This is a genomic window from Methylosarcina fibrata AML-C10, from assembly GCF_000372865.1.
Taxonomy (GTDB): Bacteria; Pseudomonadota; Gammaproteobacteria; order Methylococcales; family Methylomonadaceae; genus Methylosarcina; species Methylosarcina fibrata.
Window position 1 is genome coordinate 3961493 of sequence record NZ_KB889965.1, and the last position, 11865, is coordinate 3973357.

Annotated in this window: 14 protein-coding genes and 1 pseudogene; 3 read left to right on the forward strand and 12 right to left on the reverse strand. The window is 59.1% G+C overall.

Annotated elements, in window-relative coordinates; all coding sequences use genetic code 11:
* Positions 1-198: 198 nt before the first annotated feature.
* A pseudogene (locus A3OW_RS27340) lies at positions 199-701 on the forward strand (deoxyribodipyrimidine photo-lyase).
* Here A3OW_RS27340 and A3OW_RS0118575 read toward each other — a convergent pair.
* The 10 genes from A3OW_RS0118575 to A3OW_RS0118620 all read right to left on the reverse strand — a co-directional run bounded on the left by A3OW_RS0118575 (position 615) and on the right by A3OW_RS0118620 (position 8941).
* Positions 615-1112 carry a bifunctional adenosylcobinamide kinase/adenosylcobinamide-phosphate guanylyltransferase gene (locus tag A3OW_RS0118575; protein WP_020564965.1) on the reverse strand — a complete coding sequence of 166 codons (498 nt, stop codon included), beginning with the start codon at positions 1110-1112 and terminating at the stop codon, positions 615-617. The pseudogene A3OW_RS27340 and the gene A3OW_RS0118575 sit on opposite strands and share 87 nt — an antisense overlap.
* Positions 1109-2503, reverse strand: a complete 1395-nt coding sequence (locus tag A3OW_RS0118580; RefSeq protein WP_020564966.1) for a cobyric acid synthase — start codon at positions 2501-2503, stop codon at positions 1109-1111. The genes A3OW_RS0118575 and A3OW_RS0118580 overlap by 4 nt, the downstream gene beginning before the upstream one ends.
* Positions 2500-3063: an alpha-ribazole phosphatase gene (gene cobC, locus A3OW_RS0118585; RefSeq protein WP_020564967.1), complete on the reverse strand. Its 564-nt coding sequence runs from the start codon at positions 3061-3063 to the stop codon at positions 2500-2502. Before cobC ends, A3OW_RS0118580 begins: the two co-directional genes overlap by 4 nt.
* A complete protein-coding gene (gene cobS / locus A3OW_RS0118590) occupies positions 3048-3794 on the reverse strand; it encodes an adenosylcobinamide-GDP ribazoletransferase (protein WP_026223720.1) in 747 nt (248 codons plus the stop codon). Before cobS ends, cobC begins: the two co-directional genes overlap by 16 nt.
* An 11-nt stretch (positions 3795-3805) precedes the next feature.
* On the reverse strand, positions 3806-4639 hold the full coding sequence (locus tag A3OW_RS0118595) for an AlbA family DNA-binding domain-containing protein (protein WP_020564969.1): 834 nt from the start codon (positions 4637-4639) through the stop codon (positions 3806-3808).
* 114 nt (positions 4640-4753) lie between these two features.
* The gene (gene cobT, locus A3OW_RS0118600) at positions 4754-5815 is read right to left on the reverse strand and encodes a nicotinate-nucleotide--dimethylbenzimidazole phosphoribosyltransferase (protein WP_020564970.1); all 1062 of its coding nucleotides are present in this window, start codon (positions 5813-5815) and stop codon (positions 4754-4756) included.
* On the reverse strand, positions 5806-6459 hold the full coding sequence (gene bluB, locus A3OW_RS0118605; protein WP_020564971.1) for a 5,6-dimethylbenzimidazole synthase: 654 nt from the start codon (positions 6457-6459) through the stop codon (positions 5806-5808). The genes cobT and bluB overlap by 10 nt, the downstream gene beginning before the upstream one ends.
* Positions 6460-6504: 45 nt before the next feature.
* Entirely contained in the window at positions 6505-7524 is a 1020-nt protein-coding gene (locus A3OW_RS0118610; protein WP_020564972.1) for an NAD(P)/FAD-dependent oxidoreductase, read from the reverse strand.
* A gap of 21 nt (positions 7525-7545) precedes the next feature.
* Positions 7546-7716 (reverse strand): rubredoxin, encoded by a 171-nt coding sequence (locus A3OW_RS0118615; protein ID WP_020564973.1) that lies wholly within the window; start codon positions 7714-7716, stop codon positions 7546-7548.
* Positions 7717-7792: 76 nt separating this feature from the next.
* Positions 7793-8941, reverse strand: a complete 1149-nt coding sequence (locus A3OW_RS0118620) for a GNAT family N-acetyltransferase (protein ID WP_020564974.1) — start codon at positions 8939-8941, stop codon at positions 7793-7795.
* Between the two features lie 73 nt (positions 8942-9014).
* On the opposite strand from A3OW_RS0118620, the gene A3OW_RS0118625 reads away from it, so the two are divergent.
* Positions 9015-9644: a DUF938 domain-containing protein gene (locus A3OW_RS0118625; protein WP_020564975.1), complete on the forward strand. Its 630-nt coding sequence runs from the start codon at positions 9015-9017 to the stop codon at positions 9642-9644.
* On the opposite strand, the gene A3OW_RS0118630 is transcribed toward A3OW_RS0118625, so the two are convergent.
* Together A3OW_RS0118630 and A3OW_RS0118635 are read right to left on the reverse strand one after the other, a co-directional pair.
* Entirely contained in the window at positions 9639-10517 is an 879-nt protein-coding gene (locus A3OW_RS0118630) for a fructosamine kinase family protein (protein ID WP_026223722.1), read from the reverse strand. The genes A3OW_RS0118625 and A3OW_RS0118630 overlap by 6 nt on opposite strands.
* Before the next feature lie 117 nt (positions 10518-10634).
* On the reverse strand, positions 10635-11201 hold the full coding sequence (locus A3OW_RS0118635; protein WP_020564977.1) for a c-type cytochrome: 567 nt from the start codon (positions 11199-11201) through the stop codon (positions 10635-10637).
* A gap of 148 nt (positions 11202-11349) precedes the next feature.
* Between A3OW_RS0118635 and A3OW_RS0118640 the strand changes: the two genes are divergently transcribed.
* Positions 11350-11844 carry an NUDIX hydrolase gene (locus A3OW_RS0118640; protein ID WP_020564978.1) on the forward strand — a complete coding sequence of 165 codons (495 nt, stop codon included), beginning with the start codon at positions 11350-11352 and terminating at the stop codon, positions 11842-11844.
* Positions 11845-11865: the final 21 nt, after the last annotated feature.

Here is an 11865-nt window from a genome sequence, read left to right on the forward strand (position 1 = left end):
TGGATTTACGTAATCGATCTAACCTATTATTCTAACCCGAATGACGGCCTCTGTCCCAATAAACAGAGCCTGCCGCCATCTGATTTTTGGCCTGAATGAAAAAGATTTTTCCCTATCCTGAGAGTCCCGCCGTTGCAAAAATATCCTGTTTCGCTCTTTATTTTCCGCCGGGATCTGCGGCTTTACGACAATACGGCCTTGAACGAAGCGCTCAGAGCGTCCGGTCAGGTCGTTCCCTGCTTCATCTTTGATCCTCGCCAGATCGAGCCTTATCCCTATCAAAGTGCGCCCGGATTGCAGTTCATGCTGCAAAGTCTTCAAGATCTGCGGGAGCAACTTCAGGCGCGGGGAGCGGAGCTCACCATCCGGCACGGCTTGCCGGAAGAAGTCGTTCGGCAGGCTGTAATCCAATCAAAGATCGCTGCCGTTTTTTGAATCGGGATTATACGCCGTTCAGCCGGCAACGGGATGAGGCCATTTTGCAGTTGTGCCGCACGCTCGGCATCGATTGCCATGTTCTGTCCGATGCGCTGCTGAACGAGCCGGAAGAAGTTCTCAAGAGCGATCAAACTCCGTACCAGGCGGGCTTTCAAAGGATTTTAAAGCCGGTTGATTTATTTCATCGCGATTTTGCAGCCGGCGCTGCAAAAGAACACCCGGTCGCAATAACGGCCCATCAGTTGCGCAGCCTTGCCGGATAAATCGACGAAGCGCCGGGCCAACGGATTGTCGGGAATGATGCCGAGCCCGACGTCGTTGTGCACCAGCACCATCGGGCACGGCAGATGCATCACCGCGTTCAGCTCCTGCAGAATCTCGGCGTCGGAGGACTCGTGATACAGCCGGTTGTTCAGCCACATCGAGACGCATTCGACCAGGACCGGGCCGGGGCAACGCTCGATCGCGGCAAACAGCCGAAGCGGCTCCTCGACGGTGACGAACCGGTCCCGGCGCCGTTCCCGATGGACCCGGATCCGTTCCCTCATTTCGTCGTCGATGAACTCGGTCGTCGCCAGATAATACGGCTTGTTCTCTCCGGCGTTTTCCAGAATGTAGGCTTCCGCCAGACGCGACTTGCCGCTTTTGATGCCGCCGGTAAACAAGGTCTTCACAACGCCTCCAGAATGCGGGCGACGTCGACGTGGGCTTCGACCATCGCGGTGAACCGGTCGATTTCCGCTTCCCGGTACGCTTTATAGGCATAGCCCCGGTACTCGGGATGGAGGCTCCCGAAATACTCGCCGCGAAAGGCGTCGTCGTCGAACACGCCATGGACGTGCGTGCCGGCGATGCGGCCCCGCTGGTAAAACAGAGGGTATTTTTCCAGCCGTCCACAGTGAATTTCATAACCGGGAATGGTCAGGCCGGAAAACAGCGAATATTTTCCGCGCGCCAGAATTTTCGGAGTCCGGTACACCACCGTGTCGTCGATCAGGCCCAGACCGGCCTCGCTGCCCGGCGTGTCATGCTCGACGGCGTCCGGATCGTGCAGGGTTTGGCAGAGCATTTGGTAGCCGCCGCACAGCCCGAACACAGGCTTGCCGAATTGTCGTATCGCGTCGAACAGACCGTTTTGCTTCAGCCAGCGGAGATCGCGGATAACCGTTTTGCTGCCGGGCAGGAGGACCATGTCGAAGCCCTCCAGAGGATGGTAGCCGTCGATCAGCTCGATGCGCAGCTCGGCATCGCTCATCAGCACGTCGAGATCGTTGTAATTGCTGAGCCCCGGATAAGCGATCACGGCCACGCGGATCAACGCGCGGCCGAGGCGCTGCCGGTAATTGCAGAGCGACTGGGAGTCTTCCATGTCGATGTTGAGCGGCCGATAGGGCACGACGCCCAGTACCGGCACGCCGAAGCGCTCCCGGATGATTTTTTCCCCGTCCTCGAAAAAGCGGCGGTCGCCCCGGAATTTATTGACGATGACGCCGATCGTATTCGCCCGTATGCCGGGCTCCATCAAGGCCAGCGTGCCGTAGATCGAGGCAAATACGCCGCCGCGTTCGATGTCGGCGACCAGAATGTTCCGAGTATCGTACGTCTTGGCAATGAAAGTATTCGACAGATCCTTGTGCAGCAGATTCAGCTCGACCGGCGAGCCCGCGCCTTCGGCGACGACCAGATCGTAGTCTTGCAGCAGGCGGGAAAACGCGATTTTAACCTGCGCTTCGAGCAATCCGATCCGCCGGTAATAATCGGCGATCGACTGGTTCTGATGGACCTGGCCGTTGACGATGACCTGCACCGAGCCCTCGCCGTGCGACTTCAGCAATATCGGGTTGAACAGATGGCTGGGCTCGAGCCGGGCGGCTTCCGCCTGCAGGCACTGCGCTCTCGAAATCTCGCCGCCTTCGACGGTGACTCCGGAATTGTTCGATACGTTTTGCGCCTTGAACGGGGCCACTTTCAGCCCCCGGTCGGCGAAAAGCCGGCACAGGGCCATGACCAGCGTGGTTTTTCCGGCGTCCGAACCGGTGCCGAAAACGGCCAAGGGTTTCTTCATCGGTTTAAATAGTCGATATGAGTGTAATCGGACTGATGTTGCAATTTGTGCACCGAGCCCGGATTGATGCGCAGTTGAAAGGCATTAGCCAAAGGCAGGGTCAGCACCCGTGCCAGCAAGGCCCGGATCGCGCCGGCGTGGGTGACGATCACGACCCGCTCGTAGGGCCGGGCCAGAAGCTCCTGCCAGAAGCTGCCGGTGCGCCGGTACAGATCGGTAAAGCTTTCGCCGCCCGGCGGCCCGACTTCGACAAAATGCTCGGTCCAGTAGCGCAGCCGGTCGGGCTCGACGTCGTCGAACCGGCGCCCTTCCCAATCGCCGAAGTTCAGTTCCAGCAGACGGTCGTCGAGCGTCACGTCGTCCGACAGGGCTACGGCCAGTTGCCGGCAGCGGCTCAGCGGACTGCTGAAAACGGGCCAGTCCGAAGCGATTTCCGGCAATTTCGCCGAAAGTTGCCGGGCGTCTTCGGCAAAACTCTCCGCCAGCGCCATGTCGGTCTGCCCGTAGCAAAGTCCGGATTCGGCCGCGGTGCGGGTATGCCGTATCAGATAAATGTCCATAAGGCGCTGATGCTGAGATAAAACACGGATTCTGCGACCTGCTGGCAGGCGCCGAGGCAATCGCCGGTATAGCCGCCGATGTGGCGGTGGCAATACCGGCCGAGCCACAAGGCGGCGATCAACACCGGCGGAACGGCCGCGAGGCTGGCTGCCGGCAGCCAGGCGAAAGGGATCAGTGCGAGGCCGGACGCGAAAACGAGATCGGAAAGTGCCGGGCGATAGGCCGCGGCGCCGCCTTTGCTGGTTTCTTCGCGGGCATAGCGGTAACGGTGCATCAGCAGCAACGGCATCAGCCGGCTGAGGCTGTGCCCCGCCAATAAAATCGACGGAACGGCGGCGGACGGCATCGAGCCGAGCAGGCTGATTTTCAGCAGAAGCAGCAACAGAATCCCCAGCGTGCCGTAAACGCCGATCGCCGAATCCTTCATGATTGCCAGAATGCGCTGCTTGCCGTAGCCGCCGCCGAAGCCGTCGCAGACGTCGGCGAAGCCGTCCTCGTGAAAAGCGCCGGTGAGTAAAATGCCGGCGATCAGAGCGGCAAGGACCGCGACCGTTTGCGGCCAGACGAGGTCGGCCAGAGCAAAGGCCGCGGCCGAAAGTCCGCCGACCAGCCAGCCGATTGCGGGAAGAAAAACCGAGGCTTCCGGCAGCCTTCGATAATCCGGGGCCGGAGGACACGGCAGGCGCGTATAGTAACCCAGCGCCAGGAAAAACAGTTTCGGATGAGGCATCGTCGGCGAATTTATTTGAGCCGTTTCCACCGGCCCGGGACATAATCCAGCGCTTCCTGAATGTTCAGGTCGCGGGTGGCGCCTCCGGTTCGTACGTAGAATTTGGGACCGTTGCCCTGGTCGAGAAATACGGGCCGGCGCGACGGCGAAACGATCAGCCGGCACACGTCCTTGCGGTCGATCACGTGGAACAGCACATGGACGAAAGAACAGAGATCGGCGCCCAGATTGCTGGAAATGGAGGTCATCAAGGCCTGCTCGAAGCCGTCCTGATCGGGCCGTTTCAGCGTCTGATAGTCTTTTTCCAGACCCAGGATCTCGCCGTTGTCGGCGACACCGATCAGCAGCGTGCCTCCGACATGGCTGTTCAGAAAACCCGCCAGGGTCTTCAGGACCACGCCCTCGAGGGCGCGGTTGATGCGCGATTCGGCCAGATCCCAGCGAAACGTCGATTTGAATTCCAGATAGGGACCTTCGCCCTGCCGAATGATCGACGGCAGGTCCTTGTCCAGTTCCGACTTCAGGCGGTCGATCGGCATGAAGCGGTGATGGATGACCTTGTAGAGCCCGAGCGACAACACGCCGATCATCGCCCCGATTTCGGCATAGAAGATGATCAGCAGCAAATTGTTCTGGGAAATCCGTCCCATCAGCAGGTCCTTGACCTGGCTCAGCATGTATTCGATCGAGGACAGCGCATCGGCGTCCTGTTCACGTGCGTTGATGTAATCGTAGCTCGGGGCGAGCACGAGTATGCCGATGACGGCTCCGGCCAGGGCGGCGATCAAGTAAAGTTTTAACTGCTGACGCCAGATCAGCATCATCAACAAGAGAAGTCTTTTCATTAAGCGTTTTCGGTCATATCGTAAAAAATGATTCGCAAATATTTCCAGTAGAGTATCCCGGATACTTTAATAAAAAATTAACTGAGATTCTGCCGTTCCCTTTTTTCCAGCAGCTCATGGTAGTGAAGTTTGCCCCAATGTGCGGGAATCGACGCCGGCCTCTGCGAACGTGGCCATCTCGTTCAGAAAGCCGGTAGCCGATCGCAGCAAGGGGAACGCCAGAGCGATGCCCGAGCCTTCGCCCAGGCGCAGGTCGAGGTTGAGCAAAGGCCGAGCCCCAAAATGATCCAGCAAAGCGCGATGGCCCTGCTCGCAGGAGACATGGCTGAAGATGCAGTAGTCGAGCACGTCCGGATACAGTCCGGCAGCGACGAGCAGGGCGCTGCAGGCGATGAAACCGTCCACCGGAATCACCATCTTCAACTCGGCGGCTTTTAGAAAAGCGCCCGTCATCATCGCGATTTCAAATCCGCCGAAAGTCGCCAGGGCCTCGAAAGGGCCGGAGACGTCGGGATGGCGCCGGACGGCCTGGCGCAATACCTCGAGCTTGTGCTTGAATTGCCCGTCCGAAAGCCCGGTGCCGCGTCCTGTGCACTGTTCCAGCGGCAGACCGGTCAGACAGTGCATCAACAGGGCGGCCGACGAGGTATTGCCGATGCCCATTTCGCCGAAACCGACGCAGTTGCAGCCGGTCCGGTAGAGACTCAGAACCTGTTCGGCGCCTGTCTGCACGGCGGCGAGGCATTGATCCGAGGTCATGGCCGGCTGTGTTAAAAAATTCCGGGTGCCTCGGCCGACCTTGGCGTCGATCAGGCCGGAGCAAGAGCCCAAATCCGCGTTTACTCCGGCATCGACGATCCGCAAGGCGATGCCGTGCTGGCGAGCAAAGACGTTGATCGCGGCGCCCCCCGCCAGAAAATTGGCGACCATCTGCGCCGTCACCGACTGGGGATAGGCGCTGACGCCCGAGTCGGCGATGCCGTGATCGCCCGCGAACACGATAATGTGCGGATTATTCAATGAAGGCGTCAGGCTGTTCAGAATCAGACCGATTTGCAGCGCCAGCGCTTCCAGTTGGCCCAAGGCGCCCAGCGGTTTGGTTTTCTGATCGATTTTGGCCTGGAGAGCCGGAGCCAGGTCCTCCGGCAACGGCGTAATGTCGAACGCTAGCGGCACGGGGTATTCCAGTCATTCTCGAACAGCAGGGCATCAAGCTCCTTGCGTTCGGCCCAACGTTCCTGTTCCAGCATCGGCCGGTCGTAAAATCGGGCGACGTGGCCGAGGCACAAAATGGCCGCAGGATGGCTGCCGGCCGGCATCGCCAGCAAAGTCTTCAATTCTTCCGGATCGAACAGAGACACCCAGCCCAGGCCCAATCCTTCCGCCCGCGCGGCCAGCCACATGTTCTGGATGGCGCAGGCCAAGGATGCAAGATCCATTTCCGGCAGCGTACGGCGCCCGAACACGGCCTTCTCTCGTCCGTCGGCCAAGGCGGCCACGAGCACCACCGCGCATTCGCTCAAGCCTTCGACCTTCAATTTCATGAATTCGTCTTCGCGCTCGCCCAGGGCTTTGGCCGTGCGCCGGCGTTCCTTCTCGACCAGCGCATGAATCCGCCGGCGCAGGTCGGCGCAGGTGATGCGGATGAACCGCCAGGGCTGCATGAAGCCGACGCTGGGCGCACGGTGCGCGGCCTCGAGCAAACGTCTCAACTGTTCGGGATCGACCGGATCGGGCAGGAAATGGCGCATGTCGCGCCGCTCGTAAATGGCCCGGTAGACCGCGGCGCGCTCCGCGTCGGAGAAACGGTGCCGGGTCATGGGCTCAGGCAGCTCGGCGATTCATCCAGCCGCAGCCAACGGTAATCAAAGATGATAGGGATGCACGGCTTCGAATCCATGAACCTTGGCTTTGGTGGTGAAGGCCGGCGGAGTCCAGTTCGAGTCTTCCCGGCCGGCCAGACGGCCGGCCAGCCACTGGGCCTGGCTCCGTATCGGCAGGATATAGGCGTACAGTTTGCCGTTCGGCAGTTCGGCCAGGTCGCCCAGTGCGAAAATATCGGGATCGCCGGTCTGCAATCTTTCATCCACCTTGATGCCTCGGCCCACGTCAAGTCCTGCCTGTTGCGCCATTTCCGTGCGCGGCTTGAAGCCGCAGGCCACGATCACGCCGTCGAATTCGGCGGCGGCACCGTCCGTGTTCGTCAGGCTGATTTTGTCGCCGTCGCGGGCGAGGCTTTGCGCGGACTGGTTCAGCAACACTTCGACGCCCGATGCCGTCAGGATCTCCAGCAGGCGCTGAGAATCCTCGGCTTCCAGTTGGCGCTCCATCAGGCGGTCCATGACGTGGAACAAAGTCACCGGGTCTCCGGACACGGCCAGATCCGAGGCTACTTCGCACCCGATCAGGCCGCCGCCGACGATGGCCCAGTGCGGACGGCGGTTCCGGTCCAGAAAACCCTGGCGGAACGTTCTCAAGACTTTCAAATCGGCCAGGCTGTTCAGACAAAAAAACAGCGGCCGGTAAGGCCGGAGCGGCGGCGGAATGAAGGCGGCCGACCCCTGGGCGATAATCAGCTTGTCGTAAGACAGCGGCGTCTGCCGGCCGGCGTCTTTCCATTCGATAGTCCGGTCGCTGCGGTGAATCGCGGTGATCTCGGCGCCGCAGAGCACGTCGATACGATTGCCGCGCAGCGCTTCGAAGGGCTTCAGGATGATGGATTGCTCGATGTCGTTCTTGCTGAATCCCCGCGACAGCAGCGGCCGGGAATAATAGCCGTCGGTTTCGCGGGTGACCAGCGTAATGTCGGAATCGGCCGCCAGCGCGCGATATTTTTCGGCAAAAGTAACCCCGGCGACGCCGGAGCCGATAATGACCACATGCATATGTTTCGCCTGAACCGGGGATTAATCGATTAATTCGTAATCGCTTTTTACCGTGCCGCATTCGGGGCAGCGCCAGTCTTCCGGCACATCTTCCCAACGCGTTCCGGGGGCAATGCCGGTATCCGGGTCACCGTCTTTCTCGTCATAGATGTGGCCGCAAACAGTGCATTGATATCTTCTGTATTCAGACATGGTTTCACCTCTTTTTGTCATCAGAGACGGCTCCGCCGGGGAGCCGGGTTGGCCCGGCTTATTTTTCTGTCCATTTTCAATCCGGGCTCGGCATTTTATGTTTAAATGGCAAATGGCTTGCCGCTTCCTGCCGGTAATTATGCACGGCTTTTCTCTCCCGCGCTAAAAAATGTTCGATGGCTTTGGCAAAACCGGGGTCTTTAATCCAGTGCGCAGAGCAGGTAGCGACCGGCGTAAACCCGCGTGCGATCTTGTGCTCTCCCTGAGCGCCGGAATCGAAGCGTTGCAGGCCCTGCTCGATGCAATATTCCAGGCCCTGATAATAGCAGGCTTCAAAATGCAGAAAAGCGAATTCTTCCAGGCAGCCCCAATAGCGGCCGTACAAGGTATCGGCGCCGATGAAGCTGAGCGCGGCGCCGACATGGGATTTTTCTTTGACGGCCAGCACCATCAGCATTCTGTCGCCCATCGTTGCCGCGCATTTCAGAAAAAAGTCGAGATTCAAATAAGGGCGCATGCCTTTTTTCAGGTAGGTCATCTGATAGAACCGGAAAAATGCCCGCCATTCGGCCTCGCCGATGTTGCTGCCGGCGAGGCGGATCAATTCGATGCCGGCCTCCTTGACTTTCCGGCGTTCCCGGCGGATCATCTTGCGCTTGCCGGAAGTGCAATTCTGGACAAAATCCTCGAAATCGCGGTAGTTTTCATTAAACCAGTGAAACTGCACGTCTTCGCGGAGCAGAAGGCCGGAGGCTTCAAGCCCGGCCGCCTGGGCCGCGCTCGGAAACAGACAGTGCCACGAGGAGACGGCATGGGTTTCCGGATGATCCTTGAGCGCGTTCAACAGCAACGGGAGCAAATCCGCTTCCGAACGAAAGCCGTCGCACGCGAGTCGGGGACCCTGGCAGGGGGTAAAGGGAATCGCCGTCAGCCACTTGGGATAATAGGAAAAACCATGCCGCTGATAAGCTTCCGCCCACGGCTGATCGAAGACAAATTCGCCGGCGGAATGGTATTTCAGATACAACGGCATCAAGGCGGTCAGCCGGTCTCCGTCGAAAACCAGCATATGCCTGGCGATCCAACCGGTTTGTTCGGAGACCGAGCCGCTGTCCTCGAGCGCCGATAGAAACTCATGGCGCAGGAAAGGATAACGTTCCCCGGCCAGACGGTTCCAGGCCGACGCGTCGATCCGGGAAAGGCTATCGATCAGTTTTACATCCATAGGTCAAAACGTTACCGTTCAATCTGCGGAATACGAAATTCATAGAATATCATCAACCGGCGGAGATTCGCCAATGAAGCTCGGCAAACCGTTTTCACAAGCTTGCGAAAACAATAAGGATCCGATCCTGCAAGTCATTCACACCGTATTCGACCGGCCGGCGACGGTTTGGGAGATCGGCAGCGGCACCGGACAGCACGCCTGTCATTTTGCCCGTAGCCTGCCTCACATTCAATGGCAGCCGACCGATCTGGAAGAGCGGCTTCCGGGCATGCGCCTCTGGCTGGAAGAAGCGCAATTGGCCAACATCCGTCCGCCGCTGAGCCTGAACGTGGCCGACTCCGAATGGCCCTGCCGGACCATCGAGGCAGTGTTTACCGCGAACACTCTGCACATCATGAGCTGGGAAAAGGTCGGGCTGTTCTTCCAAGGGCTGTCGACGCGTTTGATTCAGAGCGCGCCGGTGTGCATTTACGGCCCGTTCAATTACCGGGGAGCTTATACCAGCGACAGCAATGCGCGCTTCGACCGATGGCTCAAGGAGAACGATCCGGCCAGCGGCATCCGGGACTTTGAAGCAGTCGCACGGCTGGCGTGGCAAAGCGGGTTGACGCTGATCGACGACGTTGCCATGCCCGCCAACAATCGGCTGTTGATTTTCAGAAAAACCGGAATGGCGGAGCTTCCGGACGCGCCGTTATAATTCGGACAGCAACTGGTCGATCATGTTTTCCGCCTGCCTCAGATAGCCGCCGCCGAACAGGTTCAGATGGTTCAGGATATGGTAGAGGTTATAAAGGGTTTTCCGGGTTTTGTAATCCGGATCCAGCGGCCAGGCTTCCCGGTAGGCCGCATAAAAATCCTGGCTGTAGCCGCCGAATAATTCGGTCATGGCCAAATCGGTCTCGCGGTCGCCGTAATAGCAGGCGGGATCGTAAACGACCGGACGTCCCGACTTGTCGACCGCGCTGTTGCCTGCCCATAAGTCCCCGTGCAACAGCGAAGGCTCCGGCCGATAACGATCAAAGAAACAAGCCAATTGCGAGCACAGGCGCTCGCCGTTGAGCTGCAGGCGTCCCCGATAGCCGTTTTGATGAGCCAGTTTCAACTGAAAGGCCAGGCGGTTGTCGCGCCAGAACGAAGGCCAGTCGTCCTGGGGACTGTTGATCTGCGGCGTGCTGCCGATGGTATTGTCCCGGCTCCAGCCGAAGTAAGAGCGGGTCTGGCGGTGCATTTGAGCCAGTTGCCGGCCCAGCAGGCGGCAGGAGGATTGGCTCGACGGGCCGAATTCCAGATGCTCGAGCACCAGAAAGGCGTGCTCTTCGGAGGCGCCGAAAGCGACGGGCGCCGGAACCATGACCGTTTGCGTGCCGGCAATTTCCTGGAGGCCCAGGCATTCGGCCTCGAACATCGGCAACGTACTGGCATGGTTGAGTTTGACGAAATAAGCGGCGTCGTTCCCCTGGAGCCGGTACGAGGAATTGATGTCGCCTCCGGCGAGCGCTTGCGCCGCCACGACCTTGAAAGGCCGGCCGGTAGCCGATTCGATTTGTCTGGACAGGGCTTCCCAATTCATAACAGTTCGGTATTTCGGTTTAAAGCAGGTCGAAACCAGATCCATGCATGGCCCGGCTCTTTTCCTGACGCGCCTTTGCGCCGTCAAGCCGAGGACGGCGGCATTCTCCTTTTTTTGTTACTGAGAGCCGAAAAAGGCCGCCAGCGCCTTCATGTCTTCTTCGGAAAGATTGCCGGCCACCGCCTGCATGGGGCCGCTTTTCCGCTCGCCCGACTTGAAGTTCTTCAGTTGTGCGATCAGGTAATCCGGATGCTGGCCGGCCAGCCTTGGAAACTGGCCGTTGCCTGCCCCCTTTTGCCCGTGGCAGCCCATGCAGATGGCGGATTTTTTCTCGCCCTCCTTGGCCAGTTCCTGGTTGCCGCCGGCTTTGGCCGCGGGCTGAGCGGAATAATAGGCGGCAAGGTTGTCCATGTCCTCGCGGCTCAAATTGGCGGCCATTCCCTGCATCATCGGGTTTTTACGAGTTTCCGATTTAAACGCTTCCAGTTGATTTACAATATAAGCCGGCTGTTGCTTGGCCAGGCTGGGCCATTGCGGATTGCTGCTTTTGCCGCCCTGTCCATGGCAGCCGGCGCAAACGGCCGATTTTTGTTCGCCGGCTCCGGCATCGGCTGCAAAAGCCGGCATTCCCCACAAACACGAAAACATCAGAGTCGCTGCAATGAATGGCTTCTTATTATTCATTTATTTCACCTCAACGAAAATAACGACGGACAAGTTCCTGAAGGATGAGCGAAAGGCCGCGTAAGATCCGGTCTCTTGATTTCTGTGGAGAGTAATATACAACTTAAAGCCTCCGGTGATAATAAAAAGTTCTTCAGTCGAGTAAGATATGCACCACAATGAAGCCCATTCGGTTCCCGAGCCGGCCATCGGCATCGGCGGCATCGTCTTCAACAGCCGCAACCAGGTTCTGCTGATCAAGCGGGACAAGCCGCCCGCGCAAGGATTTTGGTCCGTTCCCGGCGGCAAGCAGGAGGCGGGAGAGTCGATGGCGGAAGCCTGCCGCCGGGAAATCCTCGAGGAAACCGGCCTGATTACGGAAGTAAGACAAATCATGGCGGTCGTCGAAAGACGAGTCGAAAATTTTCATTATGTCATCATCGATTTTCTGGCTCAGCTCATGGACCAGCCGACGGTCCTGCCGGTGGCCCAAAGCGATGCCAGCGAAGCCCGCTGGATCGACGTCGCCGATCTTGCCGATTATCCGCTGGTGGAAGGCCTGGCGGAAATCATCCGGCGCAGTCATGCCGTGCACGTCGGCACGGGCTCGGACGGGCTTGTGGATCTTCAGGCCCGGGCGACCGATTTTGTGGTCCGCGGCTGACTTTGCCCGGGCAAGCGGCGC